Source organism: Fischerella thermalis PCC 7521 (assembly GCF_000317225.1).
GTDB classification, from domain to species: domain Bacteria; phylum Cyanobacteriota; class Cyanobacteriia; order Cyanobacteriales; family Nostocaceae; genus Fischerella; species Fischerella thermalis.
Window position 1 is genome coordinate 1 of sequence record NZ_AJLL01000027.1, and the last position, 19,978, is coordinate 19,978.

The 19,978-nt window shown below is 39.5% G+C and carries 17 protein-coding genes; 5 read left to right on the forward strand and 12 right to left on the reverse strand.

From position 1 onward, the window contains the following. The first annotated feature begins 98 nt into the window (after positions 1-98). Positions 99-3,809 (forward strand): ABC transporter substrate-binding protein, encoded by a 3,711-nt coding sequence (locus tag UYK_RS0106035; protein WP_009458502.1) that lies wholly within the window; start codon positions 99-101, stop codon positions 3,807-3,809. Here UYK_RS0106035 and UYK_RS0106040 read toward each other — a convergent pair. The 7 genes from UYK_RS0106040 to UYK_RS0106075 all read right to left on the reverse strand — a co-directional run bounded on the left by UYK_RS0106040 (position 3,806) and on the right by UYK_RS0106075 (position 11,230). Beyond that, positions 3,806-4,573 (reverse strand): hypothetical protein, encoded by a 768-nt coding sequence (locus UYK_RS0106040; protein WP_016871088.1) that lies wholly within the window; start codon positions 4,571-4,573, stop codon positions 3,806-3,808. The genes UYK_RS0106035 and UYK_RS0106040 overlap by 4 nt on opposite strands. Before the next feature lie 497 nt (positions 4,574-5,070). Further along, entirely contained in the window at positions 5,071-5,520 is a 450-nt protein-coding gene (locus UYK_RS0106050) for an SRPBCC family protein (RefSeq protein WP_009458504.1), read from the reverse strand. A 17-nt stretch (positions 5,521-5,537) separates the two neighbouring features. After that, a complete protein-coding gene (locus UYK_RS0106055; protein ID WP_009458505.1) occupies positions 5,538-5,726 on the reverse strand; it encodes a CPXCG motif-containing cysteine-rich protein in 189 nt (62 codons plus the stop codon). A 52-nt stretch (positions 5,727-5,778) separates the two neighbouring features. Continuing rightward, a complete protein-coding gene (locus UYK_RS0106060; RefSeq protein ID WP_009458506.1) occupies positions 5,779-7,422 on the reverse strand; it encodes a B12-binding domain-containing radical SAM protein in 1,644 nt (547 codons plus the stop codon). A 26-nt stretch (positions 7,423-7,448) separates the two neighbouring features. Then, positions 7,449-7,703 (reverse strand): SemiSWEET transporter, encoded by a 255-nt coding sequence (locus tag UYK_RS0106065; RefSeq protein ID WP_009458507.1) that lies wholly within the window; start codon positions 7,701-7,703, stop codon positions 7,449-7,451. Positions 7,704-8,130: 427 nt separating this feature from the next. Continuing rightward, positions 8,131-9,606 carry a M16 family metallopeptidase gene (locus UYK_RS0106070; RefSeq protein WP_009458508.1) on the reverse strand — a complete coding sequence of 492 codons (1,476 nt, stop codon included), beginning with the start codon at positions 9,604-9,606 and terminating at the stop codon, positions 8,131-8,133. A gap of 49 nt (positions 9,607-9,655) precedes the next feature. After that, positions 9,656-11,230 carry a M16 family metallopeptidase gene (locus UYK_RS0106075; protein WP_016871090.1) on the reverse strand — a complete coding sequence of 525 codons (1,575 nt, stop codon included), beginning with the start codon at positions 11,228-11,230 and terminating at the stop codon, positions 9,656-9,658. A 150-nt stretch (positions 11,231-11,380) separates the two neighbouring features. Between UYK_RS0106075 and UYK_RS0106080 the strand changes: the two genes are divergently transcribed. After that, positions 11,381-11,995, forward strand: coding sequence for a TetR/AcrR family transcriptional regulator (locus tag UYK_RS0106080; protein WP_009458512.1), 615 nt, complete (start codon positions 11,381-11,383; stop codon positions 11,993-11,995). Here the strand turns inward: UYK_RS0106080 and UYK_RS0106085 are convergent. The 5 genes from UYK_RS0106085 to UYK_RS0106105 all read right to left on the reverse strand — a co-directional run bounded on the left by UYK_RS0106085 (position 11,992) and on the right by UYK_RS0106105 (position 17,072). Continuing rightward, positions 11,992-12,429, reverse strand: a complete 438-nt coding sequence (locus UYK_RS0106085) for a DUF4332 domain-containing protein (protein WP_016871091.1) — start codon at positions 12,427-12,429, stop codon at positions 11,992-11,994. The genes UYK_RS0106080 and UYK_RS0106085 overlap by 4 nt on opposite strands. 299 nt (positions 12,430-12,728) lie before the next feature. Further along, a complete protein-coding gene (locus tag UYK_RS0106090; RefSeq protein ID WP_009458515.1) occupies positions 12,729-13,316 on the reverse strand; it encodes a cysteine hydrolase family protein in 588 nt (195 codons plus the stop codon). Between the two features lie 58 nt (positions 13,317-13,374). Then, a complete protein-coding gene (locus tag UYK_RS0106095) occupies positions 13,375-14,169 on the reverse strand; it encodes an ABC transporter permease (RefSeq protein WP_331250536.1) in 795 nt (264 codons plus the stop codon). A gap of 49 nt (positions 14,170-14,218) precedes the next feature. Beyond that, positions 14,219-15,253: an ABC transporter substrate-binding protein gene (locus UYK_RS0106100; RefSeq protein WP_009458530.1), complete on the reverse strand. Its 1,035-nt coding sequence runs from the start codon at positions 15,251-15,253 to the stop codon at positions 14,219-14,221. A 262-nt stretch (positions 15,254-15,515) separates the two neighbouring features. Then, positions 15,516-17,072, reverse strand: coding sequence for a phosphate ABC transporter substrate-binding/OmpA family protein (locus tag UYK_RS0106105; RefSeq protein WP_009458531.1), 1,557 nt, complete (start codon positions 17,070-17,072; stop codon positions 15,516-15,518). A 146-nt stretch (positions 17,073-17,218) separates the two neighbouring features. Here UYK_RS0106105 and UYK_RS0106110 point away from each other — a divergent pair, with 146 nt between their 5' ends. The 3 genes from UYK_RS0106110 (at position 17,219) to UYK_RS0106120 (ending at position 19,943) form a co-directional block, all read left to right on the forward strand. Next, positions 17,219-18,601: an aminopeptidase P family protein gene (locus UYK_RS0106110; RefSeq protein WP_016871092.1), complete on the forward strand. Its 1,383-nt coding sequence runs from the start codon at positions 17,219-17,221 to the stop codon at positions 18,599-18,601. A 355-nt stretch (positions 18,602-18,956) separates the two neighbouring features. Next, the gene (locus UYK_RS0106115) at positions 18,957-19,409 is read left to right on the forward strand and encodes a phosphate-starvation-inducible PsiE family protein (protein ID WP_009458534.1); all 453 of its coding nucleotides are present in this window, start codon (positions 18,957-18,959) and stop codon (positions 19,407-19,409) included. A 78-nt stretch (positions 19,410-19,487) separates the two neighbouring features. Beyond that, complete coding sequence (locus tag UYK_RS0106120; protein ID WP_009458535.1) at positions 19,488-19,943, forward strand: nitrate reductase associated protein; 456 nt, start codon at positions 19,488-19,490, stop codon at positions 19,941-19,943. The last annotated feature ends 35 nt before the right edge of the window (positions 19,944-19,978 follow it).

The window sequence follows — 19,978 nt, forward strand, 5'->3', positions numbered from 1 at the left end:
TGGACACAGATGGACACAGATGGATTATTCGTTAGCTCTTGAGTGGTGATTTCTAGCCATGATTTTACATTAAATATTAAGTTAAAGTGGTGGTAAATGTGGTTAAGCAGGTTAAACAAGTCATTTTTGAAATAGGAGAGGGTTCTTTTGAGAGGGGATTTCCTGTCAAAGTGAGAATTGGTCAAGCTGGTAAGCCTCATACTGCTGAGATTATCGGGAGATTACCACCTGCACCAGAATTTCCAACAATATACACTACATGGCAATCTATTTATGAAAAATTGCCAGCAAATTGGTTGATTATTATTCCTAAAAATCAGATTACAAACTTTTCTAGTAAAGATGCTTGTAATCAAGCTGCTCAAGCATTTCAAGATAGTTTTAATGCTTGGTTAAATCAAGCGCCTGTTTTAGAAATAGAGCGACAATTATCAAGACAAATTGGAAATTCTGAAGATGTTCGGTTTATTTTACAGACTCAAGATTCATTACTGCGGAGATTACCTTGGCATTTGTGGGGTTTTTTCTCTACTAGCCATCCCCAAGCAGAAATAGTCATTAGTTCAGAATACGAACCATCAACAAAGCAACTGCAAATACCAGTCAAAGTTTTGGCAATTTTAGGTAGTAACCAGGAGATTAATCTCGAGCAAGATTTATATTTTCTCAAAAATTTACCAGGTGCAAAAGTTAAAGCATTAATAGAACCTACACGCCGTCAACTAATTGAAAATTTGAGAACTCAACCTTGGGATATTTTATTTTTTGCCGGACATAGTATCAGTAAAGAGGGTGACTGTTGGGGAGAAATTCAAATTAATGCCGACGAGAGTTATTTATCATTACGAAATTTACGTTACTCTCTTAGACATGCAGTCAGACAGGGATTAAAATTGGCAATTTTTAACTCTTGTGATGGATTGGGATTAGCACGCAATTTAGCTGATTTACGCATTCCTTACACAATAGTGATGCGAGAACCTGTACCTGATATTATTGCTCAGGAGTTTTTGAAATATTTTCTGACTGCATTTACTAGTGGTGAATCTTTATATGCGTCTGTAAATCAAGCACGGGAACGCCTATATGAGGAGTGGGAAAGGGACTACCCTTGTGCTTCTTGGCTACCTGTAATTTTTCAGAATCCAGCCGCAACGGAACTAAAATATCCCCGAATTATGAACTGGAAAGAAAAGGCTTACCGAGCAGTTATTGTCACAGTTTCGCTGGGGTGTATTGGTGCAGTTTTGTGGCGTGGAGTTGATGACATTAATTTCCGTAATCGGTTTAGTGATGGCAATAAAATTTTAGTGAAAACAGTTTCGACTGACTATAAAAAGCAAGGAGTGCAAGCATTATCATGGAAAAATTATAATCAAGCAGTTAGTAAATTCAAACTTTCTTTAAAACAAAAATCTAATGATCCGGAATCATTAATATATTTGAATAATGCCAAGATCGGCAATCAAGAAAAATTGACGATCGCAGTTGCAGTTCCCATTGGTACGAATCCTGATGTCGCCCAGGAAATTTTGCGGGGTGTAGCACAAGCTCAAGATGAAATTAACCGTAGAGGTGGTATTGATGGTAAGTTACTTAAAGTTGAAATAGCCAACGATGATAACAATCCTACTATTGCTCAAAGGGTTGCTCACAGATTTGTTCAGAGTCAAAATATCTTAGCAGTAATCGGACATAACAGTAGTGATGCTAGCGTCCCTGCTGCTAATATTTATCAAGCAGGAAAATTGGTGATGATTTCACCAACTAGTACTTCTCCATTGGTAACTAACCCCGAAAACCGATCTGCTGGGAGTTATATCTACAGAACTGTAATTAGAAATGATGTCATTGCTGAAACTTTAGCCGAGTATGCAAAAAAAGAAGGCAAAACTCGCGTTGCTATCTGTCGTGATTCTCAAGCAAAAGATCAGTCTTATGAACCAGCAATAGCTTCAGCACTGAGTAAAAATGATATTCAGTTAATTGATATTCACTGCGATTTAGCAGCAAAGAATTTTCAGCCAGAATTTGCCATTGAACGTGCGCTCAAAGTGCAAGCAAATAGTATATTTCTCAATCCCCATGTTGACAGAATTGACAAAGCTATAGAGATTGCTAAAGCTAATCAAGGCAAATTAATGCTTTTTGGCAGTCACAGTATGCAAACTCAAAAAACTCTTAAGGCTGGTAAAACTGTCAAAGGTTTAGTGATGGCTGTTTCTTGGCATACCGACGCTTCTGCTAATAAAAACTTTGTCAAAGATGCCTACAAACTTTGGAATGATCCAAATTCTATCACTTGGCGCACAGCAAATGCCTACGATGCTACAAATGCGATCGCTCAAGCCCTAATCCAAAAAGATAACACCAGAGAAGGTATCCAACAAGCTTTATCTGGTGATTTTGCTCTAGAAGGTGCTACGGGAACTATACAATTTTCACCTTGGGGCGATCGCATCGGTACGGCGATGTTAGTGGAAGTCAAACCTGATGTACAAAATCCTAATAACTATAGTTTTGTACTGAAAGACTCTGTTTTTAATCGTATTAGCTTGGGAGACAAAATTTTATTTCAAGATACAAACCCCAGTAGCGAGAAAAAAGCAGGTATACAAGCTTTTGCAACAGAGAAATATGAGATGGCGATCGCATATCTTCAAAAATCTCTGCAAAATATGCCCAATGATCCCGAAACACGCATATACTTACAAAATGCCCTTGCTGCTCGTCATGGCAAAGTTTTAAAAATTGCCGTCAGTGTCCCGATTGGTAGTAATCCCAATGTTGCCAGAGAAATACTTCAAGGTGTAGCTCAAGCTCAAGATGAAGTTAATAATAAAGGTGGTATTCAAGGATATTTGTTGCAGATAGAAATAGCAAATGACGATAACAATCCTGATATTGCCAGAAAAATTGCTAACTATTTTGTCAGCCACAAGCAAATTCTAGCAGTTATTGCTCATAATGCTTCCGATGCTTCTGTAGCAGCCTGTGAAATTTATCAAAAAGGGAAATTAGTCAATATTTCTCCTACTAGCTTTTCGCTAAAATTATCGGGGTGTGGTTCCTATGTATTTCGCACTGCTCCCAATCTGCGTTTTTTGGCTGATTCTGTTTCTCACTATGCGATCGATGTTGCTGGTACAAAAAACTTGGCTATTTGTGTAGATGAAAAAGCTATAGATAATCAATCTTTTCGCGATGAATTTGCTTCTGCTACCATTGCCGGTGGTGGAAATATTGTGAATATTAGCTGTGATTTTTCTGCACCAGATTTTGATCCTCATAAAATTATTGTCGATGCAATTAGCAATGGTGCTGATGGCTTATTTTTAGCTCCCCATATTGATAGAATTAGTAAAGCTTTAGATTTAGCTAAAGCCAATCAAGGCAGACTCAGATTATTTGCCAGTACTTCACTATATACCTTACAAACTCTCCAGCAAGGAAAAGCTGATATTAATGGCTTAGTGTTGGCTGTTCCTTGGGAAGCGAGAAGAAATTTTGCAAGTGAATTTGCTAAGAACTCCCAGAAACTTTGGAATAGTTTAGTAACTTGGCGTTCTGCTACAAGTTATGATGCAACTATAGCTATAGTTAATGGTTTACAGCAAAGTAAAACTCGTAGTGGACTGCAAAAAGTCTTGCGTAATCCTAAATTTTCTGCTAATGGTGTAACTGGAAAAATTCAGTTTTTACAATCAGGCGATCGCCCTATTAAAAATAAAAATGATATTGTCTTGGTGAAAATTCAACCAAGTCGTACATTTGCAAATCAATATGAATTTTTTCCTTTATATCCTTAATGCCAATATAAAACTTTTTCCTTAACTAAATTGCGTCCATCACGAGAAACTCTCAGCATTTTCCGGTTGAGAAGATAACGAGTTTTACCTTTAATAGCAATATATTCACTATCTTCTGCTTTCGTAGAGGAATTGTAGTTTGACAATAATGGTAGAGTAATTATACTAGTTCCATTCTTAGTTAAAGCTATATAAGTATCTGGCATTTCTCTACCACAAATATACACAATATAGTTTTTGGTTGCAGCTTCTACAAAGGAAGTATTACCTTCAGGACAACCCTTCGTTAAAGATTGACCATCAGCTGCGATCGCATTATTAACTTTTTCTCTCAAAACAAGACTATTACGTTTACTAAATTTAGTTACTACTAATTCATAGGGTGTAACAGTATATATTACCCCAGTATCTTTAGCAAAGTAAGCTTCACCTACTTTATTACTAATAGGAATAATAATTTTACTGCCACTATTTTTATAAATTTGTACGTAATATCCTAAAGAGCTTTTTTCGTCTCCTCTGCAAATATAAACATAATACTTATCTGTCTCAAAAATTCGCTTCGGTAGTAATTGTGCAGATGGACAAACTTGTTTTTGTGTTAGTTGTATCAGGGAATGATTCAAGTTACTTACTAATGTAGATTCCTTTTTAATTTCTGCTTGTGTCTTTGCCAAAGGAGAGAAAAATAATAAGCAGCTGAGACTGACAAAGGCTAACTTCAAACTTCCTTTGTGATACAATCTGAATTGTAAAAAACTCATATTTTTAAAATTTTAAACAGCAAAACTACTGCCATTAACAACTAGTTATTGGCGTTAAAATATCAGTAGATTTGGATATTGCACCAGCTTTTCATCCCGCCCAGAAATAAATTTCTCGGCTAATAACTAAAGTCTACTTAAGTAGACTAAAAGACTTTGGACTTGTCTTTAGACGGGTTGAACTATAAGCCAAAAATCTTAATTCTTGGCGGACTCAATGAAAATGAAATCACCTTGGAAACATTCAGTGTTTTAACGGTTGCAAAGCTGGAATTATTATCCTACGAAAAAAAAGTCCAGAACAACAAAAAGCCCTGGACTTATTTATTTTTTTAAAAATCTAATTCTTAAATAAAGTTATTGTTATGGTTAGTGGTTGATTGTTGTTTGTTGATTGGTAGTTGTTGTAGAGACGTGCCATGCTCTACAGTGGTTAGTAGTTAGTAGTTAGTGGTTAATAATTATTTCTCTACTCCCCACCTCCCCACCTCCCCACCTCATCTTCCCTCACACTCCCGTCTGGTGATGTGATGGCGATAGCGAAACATTGCTTCCAGTTGTACATTCACCAACCAGCCACCCAGAAATTCCACTGGATCTCCACCAGGTAAAGAAAAAGAAACTTCATCAGTCAACCTAGTTTTACCATTTTCCGGTTCAAATCGATGCCGATGCACCCAATAATCGAAGGGACCAGATATTTGTTCATCGGTAAATAAATGAAATTCTTCGTATTCGGTATGACGTGCTAACCAGCGCAAAGGTAATGGTCCGAGAAAAAGACGAAATTCCGTCACAGCACCCACACCCAACCCTCCCTCACGACGCATGACTTGTACAGGTTGCCAAGGTGGAGTTAGCATTTGTAAAACATCTGGTCTTTCATGAAATCGCCACACAACCTCTACCGGTGCATCAATTACTGAGGAGTATTTAAAGTCCAGCATTGGGAACAACCTCAAATTCACCCTTCATATTCAGTATCAATTTCAATATCCAGAGTCTCTTCATCAACACGGATATATAAAATATTGGGACGACAGCAAACCTGACAATCTTCCACATAAGATTGTTGTCCCCCTCCACTCAAGTCAACAAAAGTCAGATTTGTTTCCCCACAATAAGCACAATAAAACTCTGCTGTAGTTTGCATCTATCAATTTTAGATTTAGATTGCTAATTGCCAATGAATAACTTTCTTATCATTAACCGTTAGCAGTTAGCAATTGCTCAGATGGTTTAAACTGACTTGTAGCTTCTGCCAGATGCTTTTGCAGGGTAGACTGTGGTAAAGACCCATGTAAATGATGCCAAGGTAAGACTTGCTCAGTTGACCAATTAGCATGAACATAGAAATCTAAGTCAGGTAGTTTCCCTTTCAGTTCCTTAAAAGCACGTTTGTAGCTACCCAGAGAATCCCCAAAGTTGCGCGTAAGTTCCAGTAAGTGTGATAACCTGCGATCGCCCCTTGATATCAAAGCTTGAATTATGGACCAATTGTAACTTTCCGGGCGAAAATCTATCCCTTGGGGTTTGAGCTGTTTTTGTAATAACTGTAACCGCTTTTCTGCTTGACGATTCACCCCAAACCATTGAAACGGCGTATGCGACTTAGGTACAAAGGTACTGCATCCCAATGTTAACCGTAAACCGGGAGCAGCTTTTTTGATCTCGCGCATCATTGCGACAGTAGCATCCAAATCCTCAGCTTCCTCCCCAGGAACCCCTACCATTCCGTAGAGTTTCAAACCTGTTAATCCGCCAGCTTTAGCATTTACTGCTGCTTGGATGATCTCGTCGTTATGCAACTTTTTATTAATGATTTGCCGTAATCTTTCCGAACCACTTTCTACAGCAATAGTCAGAGATTTAGTATCACGTTTCGCCAAAGTTTGCGCTAACTCTACCGTCACAGTATTAGTTCGCACCGAAGCAATACTCAACCGCACATTATCGTATTTTGGTTGACTAATATAATCTAATAAATTCTCAAACTCAGGATGTTGAGTCACTGAAGCACCCAATAATCCCAGCCGATTTGTCACAGCTAAACCTCTTTCAATCGCTGGGATTAATGACTCTTCTATACTCGCGGTTCTAAAAGGTAAAGTGAGATAACTTGCCAAACAGAAACGACACATTTCTGGACAACTTCTCACCACTTCTACCATATAAATATTGTCCCAAGCTGCCTTCTGGGTGACTACCGTTGAAGCTGATAAAACGTTGCCACGATAAGTTTGCTTTTGGACTACAGTTGGAATTTCTGATGAAGTTGGACTAATAAACTTAATTGCACCATCGCCACTATTATATTCAACTTCATATAAACTTGGAACATAAATTCCTGACACTTGTGCCAGTGCTTTTAATTGAGTTTTTCGGTCAGCATTTCTCACAGCTTTATAAGCATCAATAAAATTACCAAGCAGATTTTCGCCATCTCCCAAAAGAATGACATCAAAAAAATCTGCAAAGGGTTCTGGGTTAGCAGTGAGGACAGGTCCACCACCAAAAACAATGGGATGATGATCATCACGAGCAGCCGTGCGGATCGGAACTTCTAAAAATTCCAGTAAATTCAAAATATTCACATAATCCAGTTCCCAAGAAACAGAAAAGCCGAATAACTCTGGTTCTTTGGGAAGTGATTCATGCATATCAGTAAACAGGCGACTCACCTGTACATCTGCACGCATAGCCAAAGTCGCCCATACTACCTGATAGCCAAGACTAGTTATACCTACCGTATACTCATTGGGAAAGGCAAAGATTGTGGAAACAGCGTTAGTTTCAGGAGTAGCAGGAGTAAATAAAAAGCGTTCGGCAGAAAAAACAGATGATGTCACAGGCAATAATTTCAGAAATAAAATGTTTATCCATATCTAATTTTAAGCCATAAAATTATCATGTTAAAAATTAAAGTTATAAAATTAGCTAAAATAATCGCCAAATCCTGACGAAAAATTCCATATAACAACCATAAAAAAATACCGATAATAAAAGTAATCAACATCGTATAAGAAACATCTTTTGCTGATTTTGATTGCCAAGTCTTCAGCATTTGTGGCAAGAAAGCGCTAGTGGTAAGCGTAGCGGCAGCTAATCCTAAAATAGTGAGAAAATCCATAGATTAGATGCATCATATTTAGTTAAATATATCCACTTATTATATCAATATTAACTATTATAAAATCTATCTCAACCAAATTATTTTTAACACTTTATCAGTGTTAATCATGTGTTCCATGAGTGTTCGCTTTTCTCTACCCATCCAAATACAAACCGCTATATCTTAAAATCCAATACAGTTAGTGTTAGTACTCTTGGTGTCTTAGTGTCTTAGTGGTTTCAAGATAATCTTTTTCACCACCAAGACACCAAGACACCAAGACAAACTTTCACTGTAAATCGTAGTAGACATGGAGTGTCTACAGTCCAGGGTACACCGTGCAAGGCGATGCACACAGACTCTGGGTTAAAAAACAATATATTTATTAGTAAATAGAAAAACCCGGCTGATAAAATCAACCGAGTTTTCATGATAGTTAATCAATTTAACTTTGTGTTTGGGGTGAACCAGGAATAGTCACATCTATTGGTGTCACTTGTTTAGCTAATTGTGTCAATGGTGGGTTGATCGCTGTTTGATTTCCCACAACCAAAGTTACTAAAGAATCTGGTTTTAAATATTTCTGTGCTACTCTCTGCACATCAGCTGCTGTGGTTGCTGCTACTGCTTTTTGGTAGCGGAAGAGAAAATCAGAGGGATAGCCATAATATTCATATCGCATCAAGCGCGATAAAGTTTGGGCGGGGTCTTCAAAATTGAAAACAAAGGAATTGAGAGTAGATTCTTTAGCAAAAGCTAATTCTTTGGGCGTGATTGGTTGAGTTTGGAGGCGTCGTATTTCTGTTTGCAAAGACTTGACAAATTGTACAGTTGCATCAGATCGCGTTTGTCCACCAGCAATGAACATACCAGGATAATCATAGCGTGGACTCCAGTAACCGTATACAGAGTAAGCTAAACCCTGACGCGATCGCACTTCATTAAATAAGCGTCCACCAAAACCATTTAAAACGCCATTCAACACATCCAACGCTGGATAGTCGGGACTGTTAAATTGTCCTCCCAAATGACCAATGAGAATGCTACTCTGAGTCAGCTGTGGTCGATTGACAAAAAATACCCCTCCTCCTTGGGCTGTGACCTGTGGTAACTCGGGTTTAGTAAAATTGGGATTGGGTTTCCAGTCACCAAACTTGTCTTGAATTAAGGATTTCATCTTTTTAGGATCAAAGTCACCCACAATCCCCAAAATCATATTGTTGGGATAGAAATACTGTTGGTAAAATTTCACTAAATCCGGACGAGAAATTTTAGCCAACGTCTCATACTCTGTGGTACGGGCATAGGGACTGTCTTTACCGTAGACTAATTTCTTAAATTCTCGTCGGACAATTTCATTGGGATCATCATTGCGCCGGGAAATCTTACCCCGCTCTTGTGTCTTGGCTAAGGCTAGTTTATCTTCAGCAAAAACAGGTTCACGCAGGATCTCAGCAAACAACCCTAACACAGTTTCGACATCTTCACTCAGCGCTTCAAAGCTAGCATTACCACTAGTTTCATTAATATCAGTCTCCACTGAAGCTGCCCGCTGTTCCAACATCTGGTTTAATTCATCTGGCGTATGGGAACGAGTTCCTCCAGTCCGCATTACCGTCCCTACCATCTGAGCTAAGCCGACTTTATCTGATGGTTCAAAGCGATCGCCAGTACCAATCAACGCCGCACCATTCACCAACGGTAATTCGTGATTTTCCATCAGATAAACCACCATACCGTTATCCAACTTATACCGCTCATACTTCGGCAACTTAATTTCCGGTAATGGTGCAAACTCTAGCTCTGTATAGTGCTTTGCTGCTGTCGCCGCCCAAGAAAAATTAACAGTTAAAAGTACTGAGACAAAAGCAGCAATTACTGCACAAACCAACCCCTTAAATTTAAAACTTTGGATTTTCATCTGCTTTTTGCCTGTTCTTTTATACCTCTTCATACCTCTTGTTTTTTCCTCATCCCTGTTGTGACAACAATTTACCAATGGTGCGATTCTCGGATGTAAAAGTTGCCTTTGCTACTCGCTGAACATCCGCAGCGCTCACAGCTTGCAATTGCTCCAACTGCTTAAATAAGTTTCGCCAAGAACCAGTTTTCACCTCATACTCCAACAACTGCTGCGCCATCCCCATGTTAGAATCAAGGGATCGCAACAATTCTGCCCTTGCTTTAGTTTTGACTCGATCTAATTCCATCGCTGACACGGGTTCCGTCTTGAGTCTGTCAATTTCCTGGCGTAAAGCGATCGCGACTTCATCAACCGTATGACCCGGAGCCGTGAGAGCATAAAATAACATCAAATTCGGATACTTGTTTCCGGGAAAACCACTAAAACCTTGGGCTGAAAGTGCTAATTGCTGTTTTTCCACCAAAGATTTATACAGACGTGATGTCCGTCCATCACTCAGCAAACTAGCAATAATTTCATAAACAGCATCATCTGGATGGGTAAGTGCCGGACGATGATAACCTTCTAAGTACCAAGGTTGAGAATTTAACTTGACTGTTACTTCCCGCGTTTGTTTCTGTGGTGGTTCCACTGGCAGTTTTGCCACAGCTTTGGGTTTTGCTTTGTAGCGCCCAAAGTAGATTTGCGCTAGTCTTTTAACTTCCTTGGGGTTAACATCTCCCACAACAGCCATAGTTAAATTACTCGGCACATAGTACGCATCGAAAAACTTTTGTACATCTTCCCGTGTCAAGTTGCGTATATCTTCGTCATAACCAATAATTGGACGCCTGTAGGGGTGGACTTGGAAAGCTGTATCGATAAACTTTTCTAACATCATTCCAATCGGAGAATTGTCTACCCGCAGGCGTCGTTCTTCCAAAATCACATTTTTTTCTTTATAAAACTCCCGGAATACAGGCTCAAGAAAACGTTCTGATTCCAGCGACATCCACAATTCCAACTTGTTAGCAGGAAAGCTGTAAAAATAACGGGTGGCTTCTGTGGAGGTATTAGCATTTAAATTTACACCTCCCGCCTGTTCCACAATTCGTCCCAGTTCATTTTGATTGACAAGTTTGGCTGCTTGTGCTTCTACTTGCTCAAATTGCGCTGTCAACTTAGCCACTTCCTCTTTCTTGCCAGCAGCTTGGGCAGCTTCAATTTGGGCAGCTAGTTGATCTAATTTGTCTAGCAGGGGCTTTTCTGCTTCGTAGTCTTTTGTACCAATCCTCGTCGTACCCTTAAAAGCTAAATGTTCTAAAAAGTGTGCTACACCAGTTTTTTTATCCGGCTCATCCACACCACCGACATCAGCATAGGTAAGAAAAGACACAACTGGTGCTTGGTGACGTTCCAAGACAATAAACTTCATCCCATTGTCAAGGCGAAACTCTGTCAAATGCTTAATCACTCGATCCAGATAGGGTTGAATTGAGCTTTGGGCTGGTGGAGCTTGAGTTCTAGCGAAAGCAACTTCTGGTGATAATCCCCACCACAAAGTCAATGCTAAAAGCAAAATGGCAATCAGACGACTTGCTTTGTGTTTCAACATTGGCAATCCAAAATTGGCATGATTCATAAGCAAAATTAGAAGTAAAGTTTTGTTACTGAAAACCCGGGGTACTTGCGAGTAGAGCGTTAATCTTGTATTAAGCTTTCTGTTTTTTTTGTACTTGTCGTAAGACAATAATGCTACGAGTCCTGTTCCGGATATTTCACTATAACTGTTATGCGCGTTTTTAATTCTCCTCCGCCATCAGAGGCACAAACCCGTGGCCGTATTTTACAGGCAGCACGGCGCTTGTTTGCCTCCCAGGGATTTGATGGCACCACCACCCGCGACCTAGCACAAGCTGCTGGAGTCGCGGAAGGGACGCTATTTCGTCATTTTCCAAATAAAAAGGCCATTTTGGTAGAGGTAGCGACTGCTGGCTGGGTGGAGATTCTCACCGATTTGCTGACAGAATTAAGTGAAATGGGCAGTTATAAAGCTGTAGCACAGGTAATGCGCCGCCGGATGTGGAACATGCAAAAAAGTGCCGACTTGATGCGGGTGTGTTTTATGGAGGCACAATTTCACCCAGATTTACGCGATCGCATCCAGTCAGAAGTGATTGACAAAATGACTGATGTTGCCGAAGCGTTTTTCCAAACGGCCATGGATAAAGGCATTTATCGCCAAATGGATGCCAAATTAGTAGCAAAAGTCTTCTTGGGAATGTTTGCGATCGCAGGTTTTTCTCACAATACCCTGATGGAACCTGATGCTTCCCCTCAACAAATGCAGCAAATGGCAGAAGGACTTGCTGATATTTTCCTCAATGGTGTGTTAGCTAAAGATTAGGTGATCGCTTGAGCTTGTTGAATCCACTGCTGTACTTGTTCAACAGCAGGACATAAATCTCGCCTTTGCATCGTCGCCACTTGCAAGCGCAAAATTTGTTTGTGTAATCTGTGAGTGGGAATTGTCGCCAGCAAGGCTACAGAACCGACACCAGCATGAAGTAACAGTCCACAATACTGAGTACCAACGCTAGGAATTCGGGCTAAATCGGCTAGTGCTACCCATTTATTGACATACTGAAGATGAATTTGCAGTTTATTGGCGAGTTTCACTTTAGCCTGAAGAGTTTGGCTTTGTGCAATTAGTGCTTTTGTAGTGGCAATACCACAATTTTGCAGTTGAGATACTTCTTGCTGAGATAATCCTGGTAGTTGTTCAATCGGCCAGTCACAGGATTGTACAAGATTAACTGGCGCTTTAGGTTTAGGAGACATTTCTATAATTTAACAATGAGCTCGTACTTACTAAATTAACGTTGATCACAAAAATCGGTTCATCCATAGAGAACATCGTAATGTTTGTGACCAACGTCTTAATTTTCTTTGTGAATCAAACCACACTTGCCACAAACATGAAAGCGATCGCAAATAACAATTCAATTTAAGTACGTACCGACGCAAAAATATTTATCCATTTTCCCAGAAAGCAAAGCCCGACACACATGAGTACAGTGTTTCGCCAGTAATGAAAACTGATAACTGCTCGTACTGATATCCGATACTTTAACTCCTTTCTAAACTGAAAACATCGTAGCCTTCAGGAAGTCTGTGTGTGAAATACAAGCACCTGCTTGTAAGTATTCCATAGCCTTGAGGGCAGAACAGTGAGCCTCCCAATCAGAGCCAGCACAACAATCTGCAATCACATGAAAATAATAGTCCCGCTGGTGGGCATCTACGGCTGTATAGTGAACGCAAACATTAGTCATTGTCCCCATAAAAACCAAAGTATCAACTTTTAACCCTCGCAAGAGAATCTCCAAATCCGTGCTAAAAAAGCAACTATAGCGGCGTTTAACAATTACAAATTCTCCTTCTATGGGAGCGAGTTCCTTATAAATTTCAGTACCAGGCCATGTTTCCAAACAATGAATTTGCTCTGCACCATCTAACTCTCGACCAAAATCTACCATTTGTTTACGATGAACTTCCTGAGTATGGATGATGGGCAGTTTGGCTTGTCGAGCAGCAACAAGAACTTGCTTCGCCTTAGGTAATACTTCTGCTGCTCCCACTATTGCTAAAGAACCACCTGTAAAGACATAGGTTTGAAAGTCAATACTGATTAAAGCAGTTCTTTTCAGATCCAAATTGAACTTCATAAATATCCGTAGTAAACTTCCACTTTCCTTTCCCCTAGCTTGAACAGCAAAAATTTAATTAGTCTACAGCCCATTTACAGCTTATACGCAGTAACAATTGAAACAATAAATCAAACACCAAACCAATCAAGCCAATAACAATCAAACTTGCAAAAATTTCATCAGTCTTGAGAAATCTTTGAGCAACGCTAATCCGGCGACCTAACCCTTCTGTCGCGGCCACTAATTCAGAAACAATCACCAAGTTCCAAGCCCCCGCCATATTTACCCGACAAGCATTAATCACGGTAGGGAGAATAAATGGAAAGATGACTTGCAGTAAAATCTGTCTTTTGTTTGCACCCAAAGTGTAAGTAGTATCCAATAACTCCTTGGGTACAAACTTCACCGCATCCATAACCATCAGGATATTGAAGAACACATTACCAATAAAAATCAGCATAATTTTTGACGTTTCTTCCACACCAAAATACAAGATTAGTAAGGGAATAAACGCTGGAGCTGGCATGTAGCGCACAATACCAATTATCGGTTCAAGAAGTGCTCGAATACTAGCAAAAGCCCCCATCAACAACCCTAATGGCACGGAAACAACGGCCACCAGTAAAAATCCAACCGATACTCGAAATAAACTAAAGGTGGTATCCGTTTGCAAATCCCCAGTTGCTAAAAGTCTTTGAAATGCACCCAAAACTTGACCTAAAGAAGGTAGAAAGAGCGGTGAAATCAAACCAGTGCTAGTTATTGCCCACCAAAGTAAAAAAGGAATAGCAATGGACAAAAACATTAAAGTCCATGCCAGATTTTGTGGTATATCCTCAGCCACCTGCCAAAAACTAAATTCTGGCAACATTTTTTGAAGATGTCCAAAATAGATTTCTTTTAAACCTTTGCTATTTTGGCTATGATTTTTTTTGTGCAGCATAGGCCTTGACAAAGCGATCGTCAAATAATTTGCTCAGATCAGGCGCCTGTTTAGCTAGACCTGTTTGAATAAGAAAATTGCTAATTTCTCCAGCAGCATACTGTAATGATGTCATGTCTTGACCTGGGCGAAATGCTTTCAAATTCTCGGACAGTCCTAACAGTGTCACACCTGATGAGAAATTTTTATATTCTGAGACTGAAACTCCGGCACGTTCCGCCATAATTTCATAAGACTTTTGGGGATTAGCTCTGATAAAATCTAGGGTTGCAAACCAACTATTTACCAAAGCTTGAACATCTTGAGGACGCTCGTTCAGTGTTTTGCGACTAACCACTAAATGATCGGAAATTGCACCAGGGAAGTCTTTAGAACTGAATAATTCTTTACTCCCAGGACGGGATAAAGCCTTTGTGGTAAAGGGTGCAAATACTCCGACAGCATCAACTTGTCCTGCTACAAAAGCTGCTGCTGCTGCACCCGTTTCTAGCGGTCGAAATTCAATATCTGCCTGAGTTAAACCTGCCTTTGCTAATCCTAAAAGTATGAGAAAGTGGTCAACGGTTCCTTCTTCAGCAGCAACTTTTTTACCTTTAAGATCAGCGATACTATTAATGCCTTCGCGGACAATTACTTTGTCGCTACCAGTTGAGTTATCAATGGTTAGAACAACAATTTGATCTGAGCCAGCTGCGACGGAACTGATCACATCGTTTAACGTTTGACCGTTTGCATCTAGTTGACCTGCTCTCAAAGCATTAATTGAGTCCAAATAAGCATCAAACCACTTCAAATCTACATTGACTTTATTCGCTTCAAACAGCTTTTCTTTTTTAGCTACTTCCCACGGAAAGAACCCAGCCCAAATATTTAAACCTAATTTTATGGGAGTAGTTACTACAGGCGTTGCAGTGTTCGTAGTCGGTGTGGTGGTTTGTCGAGTGCAACTAACTGTTACAATCAAACTGATTAAAAATATGACAAATAAAGCTAGTAAAGCACGTGGTTTCATATAATTTAGTGGAAACACCCACAATTATCACTTAATTAATAGCTTATGAGAATATTGGCGTGAAAAAGACAAAAAATCATTGATTATTTACTAGTGGTTCACCAAAACAAGTTTGAGGGGTAAAATAATGAACCGCGGAGGCACGTAAACACTTTCATCGGTTTCGGTGAGTAGTGTCTTAAGTAAAGGTAGATGCAAACCGTGCCCAAGAAAAGCACAATTATAAATTGTTTTACCTAGCTTGTGTTGATATAACGGTGTACTAATTACCAACACGAACTAAGCGAATTTCCGTACGTTGATTACGGCGATCTTCACCGGATAATCCTGGTAAGGCTTCTTTTGAACCTTTGCCTTCAGCAAAGATATTATGGTTCAAGCCACGCTGACGTAAATATTGGACTACTTCCTCTGCCCTTTGTTGACTTAGCTTTTGATTAGCTTCAGGATCGCCAGTCGCAGAAGTATGACCAATGACTCGTAGTGCAACTGTTTGTTCGTTGAAATCTCCAATTTCCTGAGCTAGTTTATCTAGGGTCAGACGAGCTTCATTGGTCAGTAGTGCGGAATCTGTCTTGAATTTGACCTCTCCTCGCAATCGCAAGTTACCAATATTAGGGGCAGTTCCAATTTGGTTCTGGTTTAAATTGGGAATCGAAGCCATCTCCTGACCTTCAAGCTTCTTCGCTAAGTCTGGATTGTCAGAACGGACTTCATCAATCAGATTTTTTGTATTTTGTGCAGCCTTGGCAATTAATTCAGACTTGTATAAACTCTCTGAACTCAAGGGAAGTTCTTTCCGTTTTCCTGCTAATGTTAGCACTGCCGCAGTTGAGCGGATTTTTTTATTAAGTGTGCCGTCTGTGAGCCATTTTTGGGCTTCTAAAGAGGTGAAAAAATCGATACCTCTAATGGCAATTACTGCTTCTCTAGGAGATAGATTGCTCACAGCAGCTATTTCTGTTTGCAAGCGTGAAGCATCACGTATATTGGCATCCATCTCCCGATAGTAAGCCGATAAAAATTGTTCGATAACCCCAGGCTGAGATTGCACAAGGCGATCGCTGGCAACGATCACATCAATAATTGTGCCTGGGGCATCCTTGCTAGATAAAACTACTGTATACCCTTGTTGCCGAGCCTGACTCACATAAGGTTCCCAAACAATGGCGATCGCAACATTTTCATTCGGGTCTTGCAACAATTTCCAAGCTTCACCAGCATCCGCTACTTTCTTAAGTTGGAAATCTGATAACTTGAATGCTTCAAATTTACTACTCAGAACCATTGCTAGATACTCACTCGGAGTATCACCTGCAAAAGCAATACTCAACTGCTGTCCTTTGGTATTTGCTTGTTGGATCAGTTGAGGTAGATCTATTAAAGATTTTAGATTGGGATATTTTTTCGTATTCAGGACTACCGCATCAGCCCCAACAGTTGTATCAATCAAGCCAACTATTTTCCCCTTAGTTGGATTGACAAGAAACTGGTCGAGTGTTGTCAGTATAATATCAACTTTTCCCTGATTCAGGCGCTCTGCCAATTTACTAAAACTTAATTCCTGTTGATAACGTACATCTTCTAATCCAACTTCTTTAAGAGTTTTCTGGAAAGCCTGACCACGGAAAGTACTGTAGCCACTGAAATCATTACCCGAAACTATTAATTTCTTAATCGTTTCTTTTGTCGAGTAGTTTTTCGTGGTTGTGATCGAAGGCAAATACTGATCAAACAACCAAGTGCTAATAAAAACAAGGGATGATAATCCCACTGCCATACTCAGCACGATTACAAATAAATTTTCTTTTTGTTTCATACAACCCTCGCATTATACAAGTGATTTTATGAGGATTTAACTCGGGTTATAAAATCCTTTGTTTTAGAGTGTATTTTCGCTAAAAATTGATTTTACAATCACCACTCATCACATAAATAATGAAACTGATAACTGAGAACTGTGCCATGCTCACCCATAATACCTGCATTTCCCTGATCGAGACCCTACGCCAGCGCAGACAAAAATTAGCTAGCCACATTGATTTTCCTGCAATTCTTTGGTCAGGAAACAGCAGTCCACGCAATTTTCCAGCCAATGTTTTTCCTTTCCGGGCTAGCAGCCATTTTCTCTACTTTACAGGATTACCTCTACCAAATGCCGCTATTCGCCTCGAAGCAGGCAAACTGGAACTATTCATGGATGATCCCACCCCTAGTAACGCCCTTTGGCATGGTGAAATGCCCAGTCGAGAAGAAATAGCCACTCAAATCGGGGCAGATGCAGCCTATCCCATGGCAGAATTACAGCTACACCTAGAAGGAGCAGCAACAATTCCTGTCCAAGATCCAGCCACTTGGACACAACAATCACAACTGTTGAATAGATGGGTACTGCCACAAAACCAACTGCAAGGCATTGATTTAGAATTAGCCCAAGCCATTATCGATTTACGTCTCATCCACGATCAAGGAGCCTTAGCCGAATTGCGAAAAGCTGCTGCTGTTACCATTGAGGCACATAAAGCAGGTATGGCTGCAACAACTAGCGCCAAAATAGAAGCAGAAGTACGCGCAGCTATGGAAAAAGTCATCATTGCCCACAACATGACTACTGCCTACCAAAGTATCGTCACTGTTCACGGCGAAATTCTTCATAACGAACAATATCACCACCCCCTACAACCAGGTGACTTATTACTTGCCGATGTCGGTGCTGAAACAGAAATGGGTTGGGCTAGTGATGTCACTCGTACCTGGCCTGTAAGTGGAAAATTTTCATCTACCCAACGAGATATTTATGATGTAGTCTTGGCAGCCCATGATACTTGTATTGCCCGGGTGCAGCCTGGTGTAGAATACCGAGATATTCATCTGTTGGCATGTACCATTATCACTCAAGGTTTAGTAGATTTAGGCATTTTGCGAGGAGATGCCGAAAATTTAGTATCAAGGGATGTCCATTCCTTATTTTTTCCCCATGGTATTGGTCATTTACTGGGTTTAGATGTCCATGATATGGAAGACTTGGGCGATTTAGCCGGATATGAACCAGGAAGAAAAAGGAGCGATCGCTTTGGTCTAAGCTATTTGCGTTTAAATCGTCCTTTGCAGACAGGTATGTTAGTAACAATTGAGCCTGGTTTTTATCAAATCCCAGCGATTATCAATGATCAAAAAGTACGTTCCACCTACCAATACACAGTTAACTGGGAACGCTTATCTCAGTTTGCTGATGTACGTGGTATCCGCATTGAAGATGATATTTTAGTTACAAACAATGGTAGAGAAATCCTAACAGATGCTTTGCCAACTGATGCTAGTGCAATAGAGGAATTAGTTAGTGGTTAGTGATCCTCATAATAGTGCCATCGCAGACAATAAGTTTTCTTCGTGTCTTCGTGTCTTTGTGGTGAAAAATAAATTTATTTATTGGCGCTGTGAAAATCTAGTGCAAGATATCAGTTATTATTTCGGCTGAGCGATAATATCTGCTCAAAACAATCTTATTGCTACTAAAAAAAGCCACAACGAAGATAACTAGCTAGTAGTAAGCGTTGGGCTGACTTTTATGAATTTTCTTATCCATTGGGCAGGTAATATCTTTGAATTCAAATTAGTATTATTTTCCCCAAGGGGTTGACCCTGGAATCATAACCAAGTTATGTAATTGCTATCACCGATTATCTAGCAGAGGGTGTGGCAGATGAGAAAACTGTTTAAGCGCATTCGGGAAACAGGACAAGATGAAAACTTTATGCACCTGATTGAAAATATAGAGGTGCTTGTATCAAAAATTCTCTCTGTGATGATGGTGGTAGTAATTTTTGTAGCTGTATTTGACTTAGGTATTTTTTTATTAAAAGAATTATTTGATACGCCATACGGTAAATTTAACAAAACTTTATTTACAATTTTCGGCTTATTTTTAAATATTTTGATTGCTTTAGAAATTCTTGAAAATATCACAGGTTATCTCAAAAAACATGTTTTACAAGTAGAATTAGTGATTGTAACTTCTTTAATTGCCGTCGCGCGTAAAATTATTATTTTAGATCTAGAAAAAGTTTCAGGAATTGATATCATCGGTTTAGGTATTGCTTTACTTGCCCTTTCAATTAGTTATTGGATAGTTCGTAAAACGACTAGCAAAAATTAAATATAGGGTAGGGCGCAAAGCTTTTTATCCCTACAGTAATGATCTTTTATTGTTCTTTGGTTTTGCTCAAAGTTAATTATGGCAGCAGAATTTTTTCAGTTTGAATCGGATTTTGTTGACTCTCTGCGTTGTATCCCAATGCAGGTACGTTGTAAGCTCGATACCTGTGGTATCAAACTGAAGTTATCAGATTGGAATCACATGACTCAAGTAGAGCGTCAACAACTTGTTGAACTACCTTGCACTACAGAATCTGACATTCAAGCCTATCGGAAATACATTCAAGATTTGATTTTACAACGCACTGGTATGCCTGTAGCTGAGTTACCTGTTGAATCTCATCCAGCTTGGATGGATACCACTACTGTACCAACTAGTGTGTATGAAAAAGCTCAAAAAATGGGTGTTACTATTACCACTGAACACTGGTCAACTCTAACTGATTTACAGCGTTTTGCCCTAATTAAATTGAGCCGTTCTCATCATGAGAATAAAAACTTTTTACCGGCTTTGAAGGAATTTAATTTGTTATAAAAAATCTTGGAAGTTTTACTGAAGCAAAGTTTTTG